Here is an 18,694-nt window from a genome sequence, read left to right on the forward strand (position 1 = left end):
GTTCGTAGCCTCGCACGTCGGATTCAAGTACCGGGTCCCGTGATGGTCACGCCCGGCCAGATCGGCCGGTAGCTCCCCCCAGACCGCAAGACCAAACCGCGAGATCAACAGCAAGCCCAGACAGCAAGAAGGGGAGTCCTCCCGCAGGAGGCCTCCCCTTCTCACATCCGCCGAGACGTCAGCCCGCGCTGACGCCCGCGTACGAGTGCAGGCCCGAGAAGTAGATGTTCACGACCGTGAAGTTGAAGACCACGCACAGGTAGCCCACGATCGAGAGCCACGCCGCGCGCGTTCCGGTCCAGCCACGCGTCGCGCGGGCGTGGAGGTAGGCCGCGTAGACGACCCAGATGACGAAGCTCCAGACTTCCTTGGTGTCCCAGCCCCAGAACCGGCCCCACGCCTTCTCGGCCCAGATCGAGCCGAACATGACGGTGAGCGTCCACCCGACGAATGCGATCGTGTTGATCCGGTAGGAGAGCGTCTCGAGCGTGAGCGCGCTCGGCACGAGGCCCATGAACCCGCCCTTGTCGAGCTCGCCCGCGGCGATCTTGCCCTCGCGGCGCGACTGGAGGAGCTGCAGGACGCCCATCGAGAACGTGAGCGTGAACAGGGCCGAGGAGAGCACGGCGATCGAGACGTGGATCACGAGCCAGTAGCTCTGGAGCGCGGGGACCAGGTGCCCGACGGGCGTCCAGAACGCGACGGCCGCGGCCACCATCATGACCACGGCGAGGCCCAGGACGAACGTGCCGAGGAAGCGCAGGTCGCGCCGGATGAGCACGATGAGGAACACCGCGACCACAAGGAACGCACCCGTGGTGCAGAACTCGTACATGTTGCCCCACGGCACGCGCCCGGCGGCGACGCCGCGCGTCACGACGCCCGCCGCGTGGATGACGAGGCCGAGGATGCTGAGCGCCACCCCGACGCGCGCGGCAGCGCGGCGCGACGTGTACGTGAGGCCGGCATCGGCCACTCTGGCGACCCGGGCGGCAACCGCGGACGACGGCGAAACCCGGCTTCCGCCGTCGTTCGCGCCTCCCGCCGTGGCCGAGATGCCCGAGTTCGGGCCGCCCGGGCCCTCCGCGGCGGCACCCGACATCGCGGGCACCTTGGCGGAGGACTTGCCCTCCGACTTGGCCTCCGCGAGGCGCGTCGCGTCCTCCTGAGCGGTCTTGCCGCTCGTGGCCATGTCCCACGCGAAGGCGAGGAACGCGATGACGTACGTACCCGCAGCAAGGAGCATGAAGAGCTCGCTGTAGGCGCCGAGCGTCTGGTTGATGGGTCCCATCACAGGCCCTTCCCTGAAGTTGACTGAGTCTTATTGTGCGCCTTCTGTCTGGACGCTCCCTGTTCAGGCGACTCCTGCTCCGGCAGGTCCCACGCCTTCGCGAGTGCGGAGCGCACGGACCGGCCCTCCGCGGCGAGCCCGTGGTCCTCGCCGCGGGCCAGGAGCCCGTACTCGATCATGGTGCGGCCGTCTTCGTGGTCGCCGAAGCGCAGCCACAGGCGGCGGCGCGGCACGAAGAGCGAGCAGATGAGGCCCGCGAGCGAGAACAGCGCGAAGATCAGCGCGTACTCCTGACCCGGGTTGTGATGGATGTCGAGGGCCACGTAGCGCTTGAGGCCGTCGAAGCTGATGGACCCCTGCCCGTCGGGGAGCGAGTAGGACTGGCCCGCGTCGAGCACGATGCCCTTCGCCGGAAGGTCGCGCCCGTTGACCTGCTTGAGCTTCGCGACGTCGAGCGCGTACACGTTCTGCGGCGTGCCCTTGTCCAGGCCCAGATCGCCCACGTAGGAGTTGAGGCTCAGCTGCGGCTTGAGCGGATCGGGGTCGGCGCTGTAGGAGACGCCGTCGTGGCCCACGACCGCCGTCGGGAGGAAGAAGCCGACGAAGCCGAGCTGCGTGGGCTTCGCATCCGGGGCTTTGACGACGATCGTCGAGGTGTAGACCGTGTCCGTCGGGATGGACGGGATGGGGCCCTGGTACGCGATCTTGCCGTCGCCGCCGCGGACCGTGACGACCGGGGCGTAGCCGTTGCCCACGAGGTACACGTCCGTGCCGCCGATGTTAACGGGGTCGTTGACCTTGAGGTCCTGCTGCTTCGCGGCGGAGTCCGGCGAATCCTTCGTGGTGAGGTGCGCCGTGAAGTCGAGCGGCTGGCCGAAGTGCTGGGCCGACTCGCGGTCGTAGCGGACATCGAACTTGTCGAGCTGAAGCGAGTACGGCTCGAGCCACGAGGACTGGAAGTTCGTGCCGGGGTTGAACTGGTCGTAGCCCACGAGGGTGTTCACGAACGTGTCCCCCTCGACGAGCGTGCGCTGCCCGCTGTACCCGAAGAGGCCGCCGATCGCGACCGAGATGAGCACCCCGACGAGCCCGCTGTGGAAGCACAGGTTGCCGAGTTCCTTGATGTAGCCGCGCTCGGCGCCGATGGACGCGAGTGCCGCGCGGACCGGTGCCGTGCCGGTGGGTGCTGAGGTGCCGGCCGCAGGGGTGCCAGCCGCAGCGGTGCCGGCCGCACCCGAGGTGCCTGCGCCGTCGTCGTCCTTCGCCGCCGGCCGCAGGTCGACGCGGTAGCCGCGCTTCCTGAGGAGCGCTGCCGCCTGCTTCGCGGCCTCCTCGGCGCCCAGCGCCTGGTCCGACGGGACCACGAGCGCGCCGTAGACCGGCAGGCGCGAGAGCCGCGCGGGCGTGCGCGGCGGCTTCGACCGCCAGGCCTTCCAGTGCGCGATCGCCCGCGGGATCACGCAGCCGATGAGCGAGATGAAGAGCAGGAGGTAGATGGCGGAGAACCAGACGGACGAATAGACGTCGAACATCTGGAGCTTGTCGAGGATCGGCCCGTAGTCCGCGTGGTCCTTGAGGTACTGCGTGACGACCGCGGGGTTGACGGGCCGCTGCGGGAAGAGTGAGCCCGGCACCGCGGCTACCGCAAGGAGCAGAAGCAGGAACAGCGCCGTGCGCATGCTCGTGAGCTGGGTCCACGCCCAGCGGAGCATGCCGAGGACCCCGAGGGCGGGCACGGCGACGTCGTCGCGAAGGCCGTTGCGCCGCTTCTTGGGCTTCTGGTTCTGGGTCTTCAGGCTCATCAGATGGGCGGCCTCACGGTTCCGATCCACAGCTGCAGCTGCGAAATCCAATGGCTCCACACGCCCGAGACGATCAGCACGCCGATGAGGATCAGCATGCCTCCGCCGAAGACCTGCAGAGCCCTCCGGTGCTTCTTGAAGAATTTGAGTGCGCCCATGCCGCGCCGGAACGCGAGGGCGATGAGGAGGAACGGCACGCCCAGGCCGAGGCAGTACACGAACGTCAGGAACGCGCCCTTGTAGGCGGTCGGACCGTCCGTGAAGGCCAGCAACTGGACCGAGGCGAGCGTCGGCCCGATGCACGGCACCCAGCCGAGCCCGAACGTCACCCCGAGCAGCGGCGCGCCCCAGAGGCCGGCACGCGGCTTGGCATGGACCCGCGCCTCGCGCTGGAAGATCCCGAGCCCGCCCATGAACACGATGCCCATGAGGACGACGACGATGCCCAGCACGCGCGTGAGCCACGTCTGGGACGTGGCGAGCCATTGACCGAGCTGGCCGAACACCGCGCCCGTGGCGACGAAGACCACCGTGAATCCGAGCACGAACAGCCCGATCCCCGCGACCATGCGGCCCCGCTTCTGCTTCTCGAGGTCCACGCCGGTGAGCCCCGTGACGTACCCGAGGTAGCCCGGGACAAGCGGGAGGACGCAGGGCGAGAGGAACGAGACGATTCCGGCCAGGAGCGCTACCGGCACCGCGATGAGGAGGGAGCCGTTGAGGACGGCGTCGCTGAAGCTGTTCGCGCCCACGCTATTCGGCCGCCGCCGTGTCGATGAGGGCCTTGAGCGTGCTCTTGTCGAGTTCGCCGAGGATGCGCGCGGAGACACGGCCCTGCTTGTCAAGCACGAGCGTGGTCGGGACGGCGCCCGGCGGGACCATGCCGGAGACCGCGAGGAGCACGCGACCGTCCTGGTCGTTGAAGCTCGGGTACGCGATGCCGAAGTTCTGCTCGAACGCGTCCGCGGTGCCCTTCTCGTCGCGCAGGTTCACGCCGTAGAAGACGACGCCCTTCGGCGCGTACTCGTCGGAAAGCTGCTTGAGCGACGGTGCCTCGACGCGGCACGGCGCGCAGGCCGCGAACCAGAAGTTGAGCACCGTGACGTGGCCTGCGAACGAGGTCGAGTCCACGGCCTTGCCGTCGTAGAGCGTTCCCTTGAACGAGACGGGCGGCTTGCGCGAGTCCTTCGCGTACTCCGTCACGGAGCCGTCGCCGGCCACGTAGTTCTTGTTGTCGCCGGCGCGGGCCTGCGACGCGAGCGGATCGCTCGCCGCGCAGCCGGACAGGCCCACGGCCGAGAGCGCGGCCGCGGGCAGCGCGAGGGCGGCGAGGGCCAGGACGCCGCGGCGCGTGGGATCGGCTGAGTCTGGCATTCAGGCCCCCGGAGTGGTCGCTGCGCCCGGGAGCAGGGCGGCGGCGGGCTCGGTGTACCGGACAGAGATGACGGCGCCGGTCGCGGAATCGACCGTGAGGCTCGTGAGCGAGGCGAGCGTGCACTCGCGCTTGCGGGGGTCGTGCCACAGCGGGCGGCCCTCCGACTTGAGCCGGGCCGTCCAGATGGGAAGCTGGTGGGCCACGAGGATCGCCTGCGCGCCGTCTCCCCCACGTTCGACGGCGGCGCGGGCCGCGTCGACGACTGCGGCGAGGACGCGGGCCGCCTGAGCCTCGTACGGCTCGCCCCACGAGGGACGGAGCGGATTGAGGAGATACGGCCAGTGCCGCGGCTTCGCGAGCTCGCGCGGGTTCACCTTGAGGCCCTCGAAGTGGTTCTCCGCCTCGATGATGCGCGGCTCCGTCGCGACGTCGAGCCCGAGGGCGGCCCCCGTCGGGGCGGCCGTCTCCTGGGCCCGCGTCAGAGGCGAGGCCGCCAGCAGGACGATCCGGGCGCCGTCGTGCGCTTGCTGCGCGAAGTGCTCGGCGACGCACTCCGCCATCTGCCGGCCGCGCTCGGAGAGGTGGAACTCCGGGAGCCGGCCGTAGAGCACGCCGGCGGGGTTGTGGACCTCGCCGTGACGCAGCAGATGGACGGTGGAAGAAGGCATGGCATCCAGTTTCTCAAATGTGGGAGGCCGCGGCGAAATCGTCCGGAGTGGGAAGGGACGTGGCCCCCGCATCCTCATTCTACGGGCAGTAGAACTACTCGCCGATCCCGAAAGTTCCCTGTGAATTCCGCCACAAGGGGTGGTGGAACATGCATTTGCATGGATAGCATGGCCATGTTGATTGATACTTCAATCATTTCGACTTGAACTCCCTCCACCCTCAAGGAGATCCCCATGACCGTTCCTTCTGGCATCACCCCCGGTATCTGGACCCTCGACATCGCGCACAGCGACATCGCCTTCACCGTGCGCCACGCGGGCATCAGCAAGGTCCGTGGACGCTTCACCGACGCGGCCGGCACGGTCAACGTCGGCCACAGCCTCGCCGAGACCCACGTCAACGCGAGCGTCAAGACCGCGTCCTTCGACTCGGGCGACGCCAACCGCGACGGCCACGTCAAGGGCGCCGACTTCTTCGACGTCGAGGAGTTCCCGGAGATGACGTTCGTCTCGACCGCCATCGAGCACAACGGCGAGTCCTATGACGTCACGGGCGACCTCACGATCAAGGGCGTGACCCAGCAGGTCACCATCGAGACCGAGTTCAACGGCGTGGCCGTCGACCCGTTCGGCACCACCCGCGCGGGCCTTGCCGGCGAGACCACGATCTCCCGCAAGGAGTTCGGCCTCACCTGGAACGCGATGCTCGAGACGGGCGGCGTGCTGGTGAGCGACAAGGTCGTCATCACGCTCGACCTCGCGTTCACCGCGCCCCAGGCCTGAGCCTCTCGGCTCCGCCACGACGCGGCGCCGGTCCGGGATTCCCGGGCCGGCGCCGCGTCCTTTTTGATCGTGAAATTGGGGCGAAGTTCCCAGCGATTGCGGGGGCTATGCCGGTATGGTGAGCAGTGCGGGGGCAGGACAGTCAGGTCCGCTCCGCGGAGCCGACCGGAGGAAGCCAGATGAGCACGCCCCAACAGCCCGAAGAGCCGCAGAACCCTGCGCCCCACGAGCCGGAGAGCCCTCGTCCGGCACCCAAGTACGGCCAATACGCACCCGGCCACGAGCCGCAGGCCGGCAACCCTCCTTACGGTCAGCAGCAGCCTCAGCAGGGTGAGCCGCCCCGGTACGGCCAGCCCGCACAGGGCCAGCCGCCGCAGTACGGGCAGGCCCTCCCTCCCCAGTACGGGCAGCAGCCGCAGTACGGGCAGGGCGGCGGGCAATACGGCCAACCCCAGTACGGCCAGCCCCAATATGGCCAGTCCCAGTACGGTCAGTCCCAGTACGGCCCCGGAAGCCAGTACGGCCAGCCCCAGTACGGCGCGCCGACGCCGGGCGCCGCCGCCCAGCAGTCCGGGGTCAACGTGGCCTTCTGGCTTCTCATCGCCACGGCGGCGGTCGAGGTCGTGCTTGCGATTGTCGGCCTGATGGCGGCGATGAACAGCACCGCCGACCTCCAGACCATGTTCGATCAGCAGACCAGCACGCGCGGCACTGGCATGACGTTCGAAGACTTCCACCGGATCGTCATCACCGTCCTCTGGATCGTGTTCGTCGGCGCCCTCGTCAATGCGGCCATCCTCGTGCTCTGCGCCGTGTTCCTGCGCAGGGGACGCCGCTGGTCCCGCATCCTCGGAACCATCTTCCTGTGCCTCACGGTGCTGAGCTTCCTCTCCTCGGGCCTCTTCGCGCTGGTCACGGTCGCGCTCGCAATCGTGACGATCGTCATGCTGTTCCGCGGCACCGTCTCCGCCTTCATCGCCGGGCAGAACACGTTCGCGAACCCGTACACCGATCCGCCGCAGTCGTTCGGCAACCCGTACGGCCGGTAGGGCGTCCGGCAGCCCGCCAGCAACCCGGCGATTCAGCGACCCAGCGATTCAGCAACCCGGCCAACAAAAGACCCGCACGAGAGGCAGCAGCATGTCCGATAGCCGCTATTCCGGACCGTGGCCGAGCCAGCTCCCCACCGGTTCGTTCCCCGTCATGACCCCGCCGCCGCCCCGGGTCGAGCGGCCCGCGACCGTCAAGGTGGCGTTCTGGGGCATCGTCGTCCTGGCTGTCCTCCCGCTGATCGCTCTGCCGTTCCAGATGCAGTACGTGAGCAACGGGGTATATGCCGGCCTCGCGCAGATGCCGGTCCAGTCGCGAAGGAACCTTCCCGCCGGATTCGCCGAGCAGATCATCTCGATCATGATCCCGGCCGTGTGGATCATCGTGCTCATCGTCGCGGCCGTCACGATCCTGATCGGACTGGGCATCTGGACCGGCCGGAATTGGGTCCGGATCGTGCTCACGGTGCTGGCGGGCATCATGACCGCGACGACGCTCATTGGCTACGTGTTCCTGCTCGCAGCGCCCACCTACGCAAGCGCGCAGTACGCGCGGATGGGCGAATCGCCGGTAGGCAGCTCGATCCTCTCGATCCTTCAGCTGGCCGCCTGGGTGACGATCATCGTGCTCATCTGGCTCCCTGCCTCGAACTACTTCTTCGCGATGTCGAGGGCGGCCCGCTCGGGCTATCGCCGGTAGGGCCCAACGGGTCCCCCACCCGCGGGCGTTGTGGGTAGCGGCGACGGCAGACGGCAGTTATGTGCCCTCGGCGGGCTCGCCGAGGGCGTTCTCCCCGGTCTGGCCGCCGGCCTCGCCGCGCTGGGCGTGGTACGCGAGGATCTGCAGCTCGGTGGCCATGTCCACCTTCCGGAGCGTCACGCCCGCCGGCACCTGCAGGATCGCCGGCGCGAAGCTCAGGATGCTGCGCACCCCGGCCGCCACCACGCGATCGCACGCGATCTGCGCCGCGGATCCCGGCAGGGCGAGCACCGCCATGTTTGCGCGAGTCCGGCGGAAGATCGCCTCGAGGTTGACCGCATCCGTCACGCGGAGCCATCCGACTTCGTTGCCGATGAGCTGCGGATCCGTGTCGAGGAGCGCGACCACCTCGAACCCGCGCGTCTCGAAGCCGCCGTACCGCGCGAGCGCGCGGCCCAGGTTTCCGGCGCCGACGATCGCCACGCGCCAGTCGCGCGTGAGGCCCAGCGCGGCCGAGAGGTGCTGCAGGAGGTTGTCGACCTCGTAGCCGACGCCGCGCGTCCCATACGAACCGAGCTGGGAGAGGTCCTTCCGCAGCGTCGCCGAACTCACCCCGGAGGCCTCGGCGAGCTCCTCGGAGGAGACGCGCTCCACTGCCTCCGCAACGAAGCCGTTGAGCGCCCGCAGATAGATGGTCAGACGGGCGACGACGGCGCTCGGCAGCCGCTTGGCGGGCGGCACGGCGGGGGCGTCGCTGGGCGACTTCGGTTGAGAGGTCACGGAGCACTCCTCCCCGTCGGCGGGCGCCGTCCGGCGCGCCGCATGATCATGCCGGCCGGAATCACTCTAGGACCGCCGCCCCACGCCGCCAAAAACCCGCGCCGACACCGGGCTCAGCCCTGCGCCGCGGCCGCGACGGTTCGGCGCAGGCGCGCCTCGTCGATCCGCCAGAAGTCCCGCTGGACGCCGTCGACCAGCACGACCGGGACCTCCTCGGCGAAGCGCTCGGCGAGGTCGGCGTCGTCGTCCGTCTGGCGCTCCGTCCACCCAAGGCCTGCGTCCGCCGCGACCCGCGCCACGACCTCCCGCGCCGCCTCGCACAGGTGGCACTCGCGGCGAGTGACCAGGACGATCTCGGGAGTCCGCATGCCACAACGGTAACGCGGCCCACGCTGTGGGAATGACTAGACTCGGAACATGCCTGCCGAGAAGACCGTGCCCGTGCCGGCGCGACCACTCCCGCAGGCGAGGCCCACCGAGGCCGCGTTCTTCGACGTCGACAACACCCTCATGCGCGGTGCGAGCCTGTTCCACGTGGGCCGCAAGATGTACGAACGCGGCGCGTTCACGCTCCGTGACGCCGCGGGCTTCGCGTGGAAGCAGTTCACGTTCCTGGTGCGCGGCGAGAACCTCGCCGACGTCGAGTCGGTCAAGGTTTCCGCGCTCTCGCTCGCAGCCGGGATTCGGGTCGAGGAGATCGCGACCGTGGGCTACGAGGTCTACGACGAGATGATCGAATCGCGCATCTGGCCCGGCGCGAAGGCGCTTGCTGAGCAGCATCTACGGGTCGGGCGTCGGGTGTGGCTCGTGACGGCGACGCCCATCGAGGTCGCGTCCGTGATCTCAGAGCGGCTCGGACTCACGGGCGCGCTCGGCACGGTCGGCGAGATCGAGGACGGCGCGTACACCGGGCGGCTCGTCGGCGAGATCCTGCACGGCAAAGCCAAGGCGCACGCCGTCGCCGAGCTCGCAGAGCGGGAGGGGCTCGACCTCGCGCGATGCTGGGCGTATTCGGACTCGCACAACGACATCCCGCTGCTGAGCCTCGTGGGGCATCCCGTGGCGATCAACCCGGACGCCCGGCTGCGGCACCACGCGAACGCGCACAACTGGCCGATCTACGATTTCCGGGCTGGGCGGCGTGCGGCCACGCTCGGGCTCAAGCTCGCGACCGTGGGCGGCGCGGTCTACGGCTTGTGGCGGAGCTACACGAGGTTCCGCCGCTAACCCGTCTCGGGTACAGATAAACCACCCCACACCCAACTCGGGTACAGATAAACCACCCCACACCCAACTCGGGTACAGATAAACCACCCCACACCCAACTCGGGTACAGATAAACCACCCCACACCCATCTCGGGTACAGATAAACCACCCCACACCCATCTCGGGTACAGCTGGTTGCGCTTCGAGTTGGCGTACCCGACACAGCCAGAGAGCGAAGTTGGCGTACCCGAAACAGCCAGACAGCGAAGTTGGCGTACCCGAAACAGCCAGACAGCGAAGTTGGCGTACCCGACACAGCCAGAGAGCGAAGTTGGCGTACCCGAAACAGGCTGAGGGCCGAGTTGGCGTACCCGAAACGACTCGAGGCCCGCTCCCCTCTGCGGGGAACGAGCCTCGGTGTTGGCCTCGATGCGAGGCGGCGCGCCTACTTCTTGTTGCGGCGCTGGTGACGAGTCTTGCGAAGCAGCTTGCGGTGCTTCTTCTTGGCCATGCGCTTGCGGCGCTTCTTGATAACCGAACCCACAGAAGTTCCTAACGGTTTGGTGCCCCCGGGCTGCTGGCCGGGGCGCCCGAGGGGCCGCTTGCAACCAACTGCTGGTGACGTGACGTAAAACGTTCCTGAACAGGATACAGCACTGAGCGCGAGCCACCGACCGGCCGAAAGTCCCGGCCGGCCCAGCGGAGGCTGCGGGGCTACGCGGTCTCGCTGTGCCCGTCGACGGCGGCGCGGCGCACGTACTCCTCGACGGCGGCTTCGGGCACGCGATAAGAACGGCCGAAGCGCACCGCGGGCATCTCCCCCGAGTGAACGAGCCGGTACACCGTCATCTTCGAGACGCGCATCGTCTCCGCGACCTCGGCGACCGTGAGGAAGCGTGTGTTCGCGAACTCCCCCGAACCAGCCATCTTCAGTTCCTTGCTCGCCGTCGAAGCATTCCCCATGAGGCCCGCTCGACGGCGTGACTGTTGTTGCGTGCCCTCACTGTGCATGTGCTAGCTACTCTAGATGCAGGAGGGACTGTTGTGAAAGTGCCATTTGCCCTAGTCATGAGCCAATTCCTCGCTCCGGTTCCCCTCGGCCCGATCTTCGCGAACGCGCCGCGCCCGCGAGCTGGTCGAGCACCTCGGCCGTGACGCCCCACTCCATGCACGCGTCCGTGACGGACTGCCCGTACACGAGCTGATCCCGGCTCCCTGCGCGGCCCGCGCCCGCCTCGCTGTCCAGCCGCTGGGCCCCGCCCACGAGGAAGCTTTCAAGCATCACTCCGGCGATCGCGGCACCGGCCAGACCACCCGCAGCAACCTCCGCGCCGATCTCGAGCGCGACCTCCGCCTGGCGATGGTGGTTCTTGCCGCTGTTTGCGTGGCTCGCGTCGACCACAAGTCGCGGATTCAGGCCCTTCGCAGCAAGCGTCGCGGACGCCGCGGCGACGGACGCGGCGTCGTAATTCGGGCCCGACGCCCCGCCGCGGAGCACGAGGTGGGTGTCCGCGTTGCCGGAGGTCGCGACAAGAGCCGCTCGGCCGCCGTCGTCAATGCCCAGGAAGGCCTGAGCCGCGGCAGCCGCGCCGCACGCGTCGATCGCGACCTGGAGCCCGCCGTCGGTTCCGTTCTTGAAGCCCACGGGCATCGAGAGACCCGAGACGAGCTGGCGGTGGATCTGGCTCTCCGCGGTGCGCGCGCCGATGGCGCCCCACGTGATCGCGTCTGCGGTGTACTGCGGCGAGATGGGCTCGAGGAACTCCGTGGCCGTCGGGAGGCCGAGGCCAAGGACGCCGAGCAGGAACTCGCGAGCGGTGCGGAGTCCCGTGGCGATGTCGTGCGTGCCGTCGAGATGCGGATCGTTGATGAGCCCCTTCCAGCCGACCGTGGTGCGCGGCTTCTCGAAGTACGTCCGCATCACCACGAGGAGATCCTCGCGGTGCTCGCGGGCGACGGCGGCGAGGCGCCGCGCGTATTCAAGGCCGGCTTCCGGATCGTGGATGGAGCAAGGGCCGACGACGACGAGCAGGCGGTCGTCGACGCCGTCGAGCACCGCCCGCACCTCGTCGCGCCCGCGGGCCACCGTGGCCTGCGCCCCGGCCGTAAGCGGCAGCTCGGCGAGGAGCTCGGCTGGCGTGGGAAGGGCCGTGAACTCGGCCACGCGGAGATTGCCCGTGGGGGCTGTGCTGGATCTGGGGGCGCTGGACTCCTGCGCTGTGCTGGATCTGGCGGCGCTGGACTTCTGCGCTGCGCTGGACTTCGGGCCGGCGCCGGATATCGGAGCGGTGACGATGGGATTCATGGGGTTCCTGTCTTCCTCCCGACAGGACCCTTGTGTCAGAGCCTGCCTGGAACGGCGAAGGGCAGGGACCGTAGTCCCTGCCCCGTCGGCTCTGAAGGTTGGTATGCGCGTAGCTACGCTTGGCCCTCCAGAGCCAACGCAAAATACGCATACCAACGCTTGATCATGCGAGCACACTACGGCACGCGGCCCGATCGGCCCAACCCGGCGGCGTCATTACGCGAAACCGCACTTAACCTGCCAGAGCGTACGTTTCCGCGCGTTGTGAGGTACGCCCTCGCATGAAAGGTGCCCTCTCGCGCGGAACGTCCTCCGGCTCAGCCGCGCAGCCGCTCAGCCCAAGAGCTTGCTCAGCCACGCGAGCTGCCGCGCGACATGATGTTCTCCGCCGCCCTCGTGGTTGTTGAAGGCGTACTCCTCGATGGACTTCACGACGGGCTCCGGGGAGGCTCCCTCAACGGCTTCGCCGTAGTTGTTGTAGGTCGCGTAGACGGTCGACGGCGGGCACGTCGTGTCCCGCAGGGCCACCGAGAAGTACGCCGGCACGCGCGCCGCGCGTCCGAGGTTGACCACGTCGAAGTACGGAAGAGTCGCGAACGCCGCGTCGACGTGGTCGCGGTGGCGCACGAGGTACCGCTCGAGTTCGGGGTATGGACCGGTGGTCGCGACTTCCAGCGCGCGCTGGTAGTCCGCGAGGAAGTTGACGTCCGCCAGGCAGACGATGACGCCGTCGACCCTTCCCGCGGCGAGCCCCGCCGCGGCGACCGCGAGCCCGCCGCCCTGGGAGACACCGTGCACGGCGACGCGCGTGGCGTCGACGGCGGGATGGGCCTGGACCGCCTCGATGGCCCGGACCGCATCGGTGAAGATGCGCCGGTAGTAATACGTCTCACGGCTCAGGAGACCGCGGGTCATGAGCCCCGGGTAGCTGACGCCGCCCGCGCTCGGATGGGGGTCGGGAGTCTCGCCGACCTGCCCGCCGTAGCCCTGCCCTCGAGAGTCCATGATGAGCATCGCGTACCCGGCCTGCGCCCACAGCGTGTTCTGGTGCGCGAGCCCGCGCCCGCCGGAGTAGCCGAGGAAATGGACGACGGCGGGCAGCGGCTCGCGCTCTCCGCCCGCCCCGGTGCCCCTTCCCCGGGCGGGAAGGTGGAGCCACGCCTTGATCGGATCTCCGCCGTAGCCGGCAAACGTCACGTCGTACGTCTCGATGAGGGGCAGGTGCGTCTCGACGCGCTCGAAGCGGGCGTCGAGGGGGTGCTGCTGCGCCTCGGAAATGGTCGCGTCCCAGAACGCGGCGAGGTCCGCCGGGAGCGGGCTGCTGCCGCGATAGGCTCGCAGCTCGGGCAGGGGCAGATCGATGGCTGGCATAACATCGGATTCTAGTCTGGAAACCGCTTTCTAGATCCCTGCTGCGCGCGGTAACCGGTTGCTACACTCGTCGCGACGGGGCGGTCCGCCCCGTGAAATCGGCCCGTTGGCGGGCCGCACAGGAGGTCACCATGGCACGCACCGCCCACGGCGGGCGCCGCATCACGATCGCGCACGTGGCCGAGGCGGCCGGAGTCTCCCGCGCGACCGTATCCCGGGTCATGAACGGCCTCGCGACGGTGGACCCCGAGATCGGCCGCCGGGTCCGCGAGGCCGCCGAGCAGCTCAACTACTCCCCCAGCACGGTGGCCCGGAGCCTCGCGATGGGCCGCACGCAGACGGTCGCGATCGTGGTCCCGGACCTCGGCAACCCCATGTTCCAGGACACGCTGCGTGGGCTCAGCCGCGCGGCGGCGAGGGCCGGCTACCGCGTGCTCGTGGCCGACTCGGCTGAGAATCCCGACGAGGAGATCATCCTGGCCCGCGAGGCGCGGCGCCGCTGCGACGCGCTCGTGCTCGTGTCCCCGCGCATGGACTCGGCGGTGCTCGGCCAGCTCCTGCCCGAACTCGCTCCCGTGGTGCTCGTGAACCGCGAGAGCCCCGTGGACGGCGTGCCGAGCCTCGCCGTGGACTACGGCGCGGGCATCCGTGCGATCGTCTCCGAGCTCCAGCGGCTCGGCCACCGCCGCCTCGCCTATCTCGCCGGGCCGGACGGCTCGTACGGCAACCGTGCGCGGCTCGACGCCCTGCATCACCTCCTCGACGCGGAGAGCCCCGAGATCGTCGAGGTGCCGTGCGGCGCGATGTTCGAGGACGGCTACCGGGCCAAGGACGCCGTGCTCGCCACGGGCGCGACCGCGGCGGTGTGCTTCAACGACCTCGTGGCGCTCGGCCTGCTCGGCGCCCTGCACGAGGCCGGGATCGACGTGCCGGGACGGATCTCCGTGACGGGCTTCGATGGCATCCAGTTCGCGCGCTTCGCCTCCCCCGCTCTGACGACCGCGTCGGTCCCGCAGACCCAGCTCGGCGAGGAGGCCTGGGCGCGGCTGTGGTCCGTGCTGAGCGACGCGGAGCCAGCGGACGACCTGACCGTCACGCCCCGGCTCGAGATCCGCGCGAGCGTCGGGCCGGCGCACCAGGTCCACGCGTGAACGAGTTGGGCCTGGGAGCGGAGACGGCGCAGAGCACCGGCTCGCGCGACGGCGGCGCTCCATCGGAGGACGCCCCGGCGCGCGACCTCCCGGCCGTCGATGCTTCGGCGAGCGAAGCCTGGGCGAGCTGGCGGACGGACCTCGCGGCCGCCGTCGTCCGTAAGCGCGGGGCGGAGCCGTTCGCGGAGCAGCCCGAAGCGCCCGCCGGGGTGCTCCGCGAGCGCCTGCTCGCGGCGCTCGGGACGATGCCCGCCGTGCGCGAAACCGCGGCGCGCACGGACGGCGAGTGGACGCGCGACGGCGTGGACGGCACCGAGCTGAGCTGGGACTGCGGCTACGGGCCGCGCACACGGGCCTGGCTCCTGCGGCCCGCCGGGGAGGCCGGCGTGCTCCCGGGCGTGCTCGCGATGTTCGAGCACGGAGGAGTCAAGCTCGCGGGCCGCGAGAAGCTCGCCGACGGCCCGCACGGATTCCCAGGCGAGGTGGCCGCGCTGGTCCGCGCAAGCCGCGGCTCGGCCTATGGGGGCCGCGCGTGGGCCGAGGATCTGGCGCGCCGCGGCGCCGCCGTGCTCGTGCACGACGTGTTCGGCTTCGGCTCGCGCCGGCTCCCCGAGGACAACCCGCCGCAGCGCCTCACCGAGGCGCAGGCCGCGAAGGTCGCGGGGCTGCTGGGCGCGTCGTGGGCCGGGCTCATCGCGGGCGAGGATCTCCTCGCGCTGTCGGTGCTGCGCTCGCTTCCCGCGGTCGACGGCGGCCGCGTCGCCGCCGTGGGCATGTCCGGCGGTGGCGCGCGGGCCGGCGCCCTCCGCGTCCTTGCGCCCGAGCTGCGGGCCGCCGTCATCGTCGCGATGATGAGCACGCTCGGGGCCCTCATCCCGGACCACACCGACACGCACGCGTGGACGTGGCTCAGCCCTGGGATCGGGAGCGCGGGCGACTGGCCTTCGGTGGTGGGCTCGTGGACCGAGAACCCGCTCCTCGTGCAGTACGGCCTCGACGACCCGCTCTTCCCCCGCGACGGCATGGAGGCCGCCGACGCGCAGCTGCGGCGCCGCTTCGCCGCGCACGGGCACGGCGCGAACTACACGGGCTCGCTCCTGCCGGTGGGCCACGTCTTCACGGTCGAGATGCAGGACGCCGCGTGGGCGTGGCTGGGCCGCGTGCTGGGGTTCTGAGGCTCGGCTCCGCGGAGGCTGCGCGGCGAAACCGGAGGAATTCGACGAGACCGGAGGGTCTTCCGTCCGGCCTCGGGTGCGATGCTCCGGGTTCGCGTGGCGAACACCGTTGACCTGCTCTCGGCGTCCGTCTACGGTGGTGGGAAACCGCTTTCTCACTAGTCATTCAGCCATAAGGACGCCATGACCTCCGACCTGCAGACTGCCCGCCCCGAGGCCCTCGATCCCCGCGACGAGCATCTCGAGAAGCGCCGTCGCGTCGTGGCGCTGCTGGACGCGGAGAACCTCGGCGCCGTCGCGCTCACATCCCAGCCCGCGCTCGCGTGGTACTTCGGCGGGGCGCGGACGCACGTGAACCTTGCGGCGCCGCCGATCGTCGCCGCCGTGGTCTCGCGCGAGGGAGATCGGGTGCACGTCACGTCGAACGAGGCGCACCGCCTGGGTGCCGAGGAGCTCCCGGCGTGGGCCGAGCTCGTGGAGCATCCTTGGCACGCGAGCGTGGTCGCCGCCGCCGAGGCCGAGGCGCTGTCCGCCGGCGGCGCCGCGGAGGTCCGCCTCGAGGCCGGCCTCCGCGCGGCCCGCCAGCAGCTGACCCCCGCCGAGGTGGGGCGATACCGCGAGCTGGGGGCCGACGTCGCCCGCCTCCTCACGCGCACCCTTGCCGCGGCCTCCCCGGACCTGAGCGAGTTCGAGCTCGCCGCTCGGGTCACCGCGGGGATCGTCGAGCTGGGCGCGGAACCGACGGTCGTGCTCGTGGGCGGGGCGTCCCGCGTCTCGGACCGTCACCCTCTGCCGACGACGGCGCCGCTCGGCGACCGCGCGATGGTGGTCGTGTGTGCGCGGCGGCACGGGCTCATCCTCAACGCCACGCGCTGGGTGCGGTTCGGGCCGCGCGGCCCCGAGGAGCGCGATGCTGACCGCCGGATCCTCGGGGTCGAGGCCGCGTACCTCGCCGCATCGCGTCCCGGCGCGACGCTCGCGGGGGCGTTCGCGGCCGGGACGGCTGCGTACGCGCTCAACGGCTTCCGGGCCGACGAGTGGACGCGCCACCACCAGGGCGGCGTGGCCGGCTACGCGGGGCGCGACCCGCGCGCCGCTCCGGGCGTCGACGTGGCGCTCGGCTCGAACGTCGCGTTCGCGTGGAACCCGACGGGACCGGGCTGCAAGGTCGAGGACACGATCCTGAGCACCGATGCAGGCTTCGAGGTACTCTCGGCCGATCCGGCGTGGCCTGCCGTCACGGTCCACGTGGCCGGCCAGGCGCTCGCGCGGCCGGATGTCCTCGAGCTCTAACTCGACCAACCTCCCCACTTTCTCAACCGACCTCCCCAACTTCCGCGACCCAGGCGAAAGGCGACGCCCGGGATCGCGGGCCGGGGCCGCCGTCGTCCGCCCTGAAGTTGGGGAGGACGGCGAAAGAGTTGGGGAAATCGGATGAGGCGTTGGGGAGTTTGGCCTCGGCGAGACGGCCCCCAGGCGGTGGGGCCTTTCGGTCGCCGGTCAGAGGGCGTCGCGCGTGAGCACCCCGTCGACGCGGCGCTGAATGCCGAGGGGGTTCTCGTCGCGCAGCGCCTCGGGCAGGACGGCCGGCGGCGCGTCCTGGAACGTCACCGGCCGCTGGAAGCGGCGCGCCGCCGTCGCGCCGACGGACGTGTGCAGCGCCGAGGTCGTCGCTGGCCAGGGTCCGCCGTGGTGCTGCGACCACGTCACGGCGACGCCGGTGGGCCAGCCGCCGAAGAGCACGCGGCCGGCGCCCTCCGAAAGCCGCCCGGCAAGGTCGGCGAGATCCTCCCCCGGCTCCGCGTGCACGGTCGCCGTCAGCGAACCGCCGACGGCGGCGAGGACGGCGTTCCGATCGTCGTCGCCCGCGTAGCGCACCAGGAGCGTGACGGGGCCGAAGCACTCCTCGAGGAGGATGTCGGGCCGCTCAAGGACGCGCGCGGCGTCGACCGCGAGGACTACGGGACGCGCCGTCCCCGCGGACGAATCCTGCGCCGCGTCGCCCAGAACGATCTCGGCGCCGCCCTCCGCGACGAGCCTCCGCATGCCCTCGGGGAACGCCTCGGCGATGCGCGCGGTCAGCATGGGGCCGCCGTCGTGGGCCGACGCCTCGGTGGCCAGGGCGGACTCGAAGCCCACGCGAGCGGGCACCAGGACGAGACCGGGCTTCGTGCAGAACTGCCCGACGCCGAGCGTGAAGGACGCCGCGAGCCCTGCGGCGAGCTCGGCGGTCCGGGCCGACGCCGCGGCGGGCGTGATGACCACTGGATTGATCGAGCCGAGCTCGCCGTAGAACGGGATGGGCTCGGGGCGCGAGCTCGCGAGGTCGAACAGCGCGCGGCCACCTGAGAGCGAGCCCGTGAAGCCGACCGCCTTGATCCCCGGCGCCTGCACGAGCGCCCGCCCCGCATCGCGGCCGAGCACGAGGCCGAAGATGCCGTCCGGCGCGCCGGCCGCCGCAAGCGCATCGGCGACGATCCGCGCGGTACGGACCGAGAGCTCGGGGTGCCCCGAATGCCCCTTCACGACGACGGGGCAGCCCACCGCGAGCGTGCTCGCCGTGTCGCCGCCCGCGACGGAGAACGCGAACGGGAAGTTGCTCGCCGAGAAGACCGCGACCGGCCCGATGGGGCGGAGCACGCGCCGGAGGTCGGGCTGCGGCGGCGTCGCCGCGGGGTTCGCGCGGTCGATGACGGCCTCGAGGTACGCGCCGTCGCGGACGACGGCGGCGAAGAGCCTGAGCTGGCCCGTGGTCCTCGCGACCTCGCCCGTCAGGCGGGGCACCGGGAGGTGCGATTCGCGGTGGGCGATGGCCACGAGCTCGTCGCGCGCGGCGTCGAGGGCGTCGGCTGCCGCTTCGAGCCACGAGGCGCGCTCGGCATCGGACGCCGAGGCGGCGGGGCGGGCCGCGCGGACGGCGGCACCGACGACGGCGGCGACGCGCTCGGGCGTGCTGTCCTCGGGTGCCGCGGGGATCAGGGCTTCGGTTGGGAGGGCGGTCATAGGTCACTCCTTTGGGCGGATTTGGATAAGGGCG

Annotated in this window: 19 protein-coding genes; 7 read left to right on the forward strand and 12 right to left on the reverse strand. The window is 70.6% G+C overall.

The window, feature by feature from the left end:
* Positions 1-178: 178 nt before the first annotated feature.
* From ccsB to E6A26_RS10470, 5 genes are read right to left on the reverse strand one after another with little or no spacing between them, the layout of a single operon-like run.
* Positions 179-1,291, reverse strand: a complete 1,113-nt coding sequence (ccsB, locus tag E6A26_RS10450) for a c-type cytochrome biogenesis protein CcsB (RefSeq protein WP_136611145.1) — start codon at positions 1,289-1,291, stop codon at positions 179-181.
* Entirely contained in the window at positions 1,291-3,093 is a 1,803-nt protein-coding gene (resB, locus tag E6A26_RS10455) for a cytochrome c biogenesis protein ResB (protein WP_136611146.1), read from the reverse strand. Before resB ends, ccsB begins: the two co-directional genes overlap by 1 nt.
* Complete coding sequence (locus E6A26_RS10460) at positions 3,093-3,845, reverse strand: cytochrome c biogenesis CcdA family protein (RefSeq protein WP_136611147.1); 753 nt, start codon at positions 3,843-3,845, stop codon at positions 3,093-3,095. Before E6A26_RS10460 ends, resB begins: the two co-directional genes overlap by 1 nt.
* A 1-nt stretch (position 3,846) precedes the next feature.
* Positions 3,847-4,467 (reverse strand): TlpA family protein disulfide reductase, encoded by a 621-nt coding sequence (locus tag E6A26_RS10465; protein WP_136611148.1) that lies wholly within the window; start codon positions 4,465-4,467, stop codon positions 3,847-3,849.
* Positions 4,468-5,136: a histidine phosphatase family protein gene (locus E6A26_RS10470; protein WP_136611149.1), complete on the reverse strand. Its 669-nt coding sequence runs from the start codon at positions 5,134-5,136 to the stop codon at positions 4,468-4,470.
* A 234-nt stretch (positions 5,137-5,370) separates the two neighbouring features.
* On the opposite strand from E6A26_RS10470, the gene E6A26_RS10475 reads away from it, so the two are divergent.
* From E6A26_RS10475 to E6A26_RS10485, 3 genes are all read left to right on the forward strand, one after another.
* Complete coding sequence (locus tag E6A26_RS10475) at positions 5,371-5,919, forward strand: YceI family protein (RefSeq protein WP_136611150.1); 549 nt, start codon at positions 5,371-5,373, stop codon at positions 5,917-5,919.
* 179 nt (positions 5,920-6,098) lie between these two features.
* On the forward strand, positions 6,099-6,968 hold the full coding sequence (locus E6A26_RS10480; RefSeq protein WP_136611151.1) for an MHS family MFS transporter: 870 nt from the start codon (positions 6,099-6,101) through the stop codon (positions 6,966-6,968).
* A gap of 91 nt (positions 6,969-7,059) precedes the next feature.
* Complete coding sequence (locus E6A26_RS10485) at positions 7,060-7,668, forward strand: hypothetical protein (RefSeq protein WP_136611152.1); 609 nt, start codon at positions 7,060-7,062, stop codon at positions 7,666-7,668.
* A gap of 57 nt (positions 7,669-7,725) precedes the next feature.
* Here E6A26_RS10485 and E6A26_RS10490 read toward each other — a convergent pair whose 3' ends face one another.
* Positions 7,726-8,448, reverse strand: coding sequence for a redox-sensing transcriptional repressor Rex (locus E6A26_RS10490; protein WP_136611153.1), 723 nt, complete (start codon positions 8,446-8,448; stop codon positions 7,726-7,728).
* Positions 8,449-8,561: 113 nt separating this feature from the next.
* On the reverse strand, positions 8,562-8,816 hold the full coding sequence (locus tag E6A26_RS10495; RefSeq protein ID WP_136611154.1) for a glutaredoxin family protein: 255 nt from the start codon (positions 8,814-8,816) through the stop codon (positions 8,562-8,564).
* A gap of 49 nt (positions 8,817-8,865) precedes the next feature.
* Here E6A26_RS10495 and E6A26_RS10500 point away from each other — a divergent pair, with 49 nt between their 5' ends.
* A complete protein-coding gene (locus tag E6A26_RS10500; protein ID WP_136611155.1) occupies positions 8,866-9,675 on the forward strand; it encodes an HAD family hydrolase in 810 nt (269 codons plus the stop codon).
* A gap of 425 nt (positions 9,676-10,100) precedes the next feature.
* Here E6A26_RS10500 and E6A26_RS10505 read toward each other — a convergent pair whose 3' ends face one another.
* From E6A26_RS10505 to E6A26_RS10520, 4 genes are all read right to left on the reverse strand, one after another.
* Complete coding sequence (locus tag E6A26_RS10505) at positions 10,101-10,199, reverse strand: 30S ribosomal protein bS22 (protein WP_003792170.1); 99 nt, start codon at positions 10,197-10,199, stop codon at positions 10,101-10,103.
* A 170-nt stretch (positions 10,200-10,369) separates the two neighbouring features.
* Positions 10,370-10,582, reverse strand: coding sequence for a helix-turn-helix domain-containing protein (locus E6A26_RS10510; RefSeq protein WP_136611156.1), 213 nt, complete (start codon positions 10,580-10,582; stop codon positions 10,370-10,372).
* Positions 10,583-10,721: 139 nt separating this feature from the next.
* Positions 10,722-11,960, reverse strand: coding sequence for a 3-deoxy-7-phosphoheptulonate synthase (locus E6A26_RS10515; protein WP_136611157.1), 1,239 nt, complete (start codon positions 11,958-11,960; stop codon positions 10,722-10,724).
* A gap of 333 nt (positions 11,961-12,293) precedes the next feature.
* On the reverse strand, positions 12,294-13,331 hold the full coding sequence (locus tag E6A26_RS10520; protein WP_136611158.1) for an acetylxylan esterase: 1,038 nt from the start codon (positions 13,329-13,331) through the stop codon (positions 12,294-12,296).
* A 131-nt stretch (positions 13,332-13,462) separates the two neighbouring features.
* On the opposite strand from E6A26_RS10520, the gene E6A26_RS10525 reads away from it, so the two are divergent.
* The 3 genes from E6A26_RS10525 (at position 13,463) to E6A26_RS10535 (ending at position 16,950) form a co-directional block, all read left to right on the forward strand.
* On the forward strand, positions 13,463-14,482 hold the full coding sequence (locus tag E6A26_RS10525; RefSeq protein WP_136611159.1) for a LacI family DNA-binding transcriptional regulator: 1,020 nt from the start codon (positions 13,463-13,465) through the stop codon (positions 14,480-14,482).
* The gene (locus E6A26_RS10530) at positions 14,479-15,657 is read left to right on the forward strand and encodes a dienelactone hydrolase family protein (protein WP_136611160.1); all 1,179 of its coding nucleotides are present in this window, start codon (positions 14,479-14,481) and stop codon (positions 15,655-15,657) included. The genes E6A26_RS10525 and E6A26_RS10530 overlap by 4 nt, the downstream gene beginning before the upstream one ends.
* Before the next feature lie 183 nt (positions 15,658-15,840).
* On the forward strand, positions 15,841-16,950 hold the full coding sequence (locus E6A26_RS10535; RefSeq protein WP_136611161.1) for a M24 family metallopeptidase: 1,110 nt from the start codon (positions 15,841-15,843) through the stop codon (positions 16,948-16,950).
* Between the two features lie 207 nt (positions 16,951-17,157).
* Here the strand turns inward: E6A26_RS10535 and E6A26_RS10540 are convergent, their stop codons facing one another.
* Positions 17,158-18,660 (reverse strand): aldehyde dehydrogenase (NADP(+)), encoded by a 1,503-nt coding sequence (locus E6A26_RS10540; RefSeq protein ID WP_136611162.1) that lies wholly within the window; start codon positions 18,658-18,660, stop codon positions 17,158-17,160.
* Between the last annotated feature and the right edge of the window lie 34 nt (positions 18,661-18,694).

This window comes from Sinomonas albida, from assembly GCF_004919045.1.
GTDB lineage: Bacteria > Actinomycetota > Actinomycetes > Actinomycetales > Micrococcaceae > Sinomonas > Sinomonas albida.

Coding starts and splice junctions, on each gene's coding strand:
- resB (WP_136611146.1), bottom strand. CDS start 3,093: ATGAGCCTGAAGACCCAGAACCAGAAGCCCAAGAAGCGGCGCAACGGC.
- E6A26_RS10495 (WP_136611154.1), bottom strand. CDS start 8,816: ATGCGGACTCCCGAGATCGTCCTGGTCACTCGCCGCGAGTGCCACCTG.
- E6A26_RS10520 (WP_136611158.1), bottom strand. CDS start 13,331: ATGCCAGCCATCGATCTGCCCCTGCCCGAGCTGCGAGCCTATCGCGGC.
- E6A26_RS10500 (WP_136611155.1), top strand. CDS start 8,866: ATGCCTGCCGAGAAGACCGTGCCCGTGCCGGCGCGACCACTCCCGCAG.
- E6A26_RS10485 (WP_136611152.1), top strand. CDS start 7,060: ATGTCCGATAGCCGCTATTCCGGACCGTGGCCGAGCCAGCTCCCCACC.
- E6A26_RS10465 (WP_136611148.1), bottom strand. CDS start 4,467: ATGCCAGACTCAGCCGATCCCACGCGCCGCGGCGTCCTGGCCCTCGCC.
- E6A26_RS10540 (WP_136611162.1), bottom strand. CDS start 18,660: ATGACCGCCCTCCCAACCGAAGCCCTGATCCCCGCGGCACCCGAGGAC.
- E6A26_RS10515 (WP_136611157.1), bottom strand. CDS start 11,960: ATGAATCCCATCGTCACCGCTCCGATATCCGGCGCCGGCCCGAAGTCC.
- E6A26_RS10475 (WP_136611150.1), top strand. CDS start 5,371: ATGACCGTTCCTTCTGGCATCACCCCCGGTATCTGGACCCTCGACATC.
- E6A26_RS10510 (WP_136611156.1), bottom strand. CDS start 10,582: ATGGCTGGTTCGGGGGAGTTCGCGAACACACGCTTCCTCACGGTCGCC.
- E6A26_RS10525 (WP_136611159.1), top strand. CDS start 13,463: ATGGCACGCACCGCCCACGGCGGGCGCCGCATCACGATCGCGCACGTG.
- ccsB (WP_136611145.1), bottom strand. CDS start 1,291: ATGGGACCCATCAACCAGACGCTCGGCGCCTACAGCGAGCTCTTCATG.
- E6A26_RS10480 (WP_136611151.1), top strand. CDS start 6,099: ATGAGCACGCCCCAACAGCCCGAAGAGCCGCAGAACCCTGCGCCCCAC.
- E6A26_RS10470 (WP_136611149.1), bottom strand. CDS start 5,136: ATGCCTTCTTCCACCGTCCATCTGCTGCGTCACGGCGAGGTCCACAAC.
- E6A26_RS10535 (WP_136611161.1), top strand. CDS start 15,841: ATGACCTCCGACCTGCAGACTGCCCGCCCCGAGGCCCTCGATCCCCGC.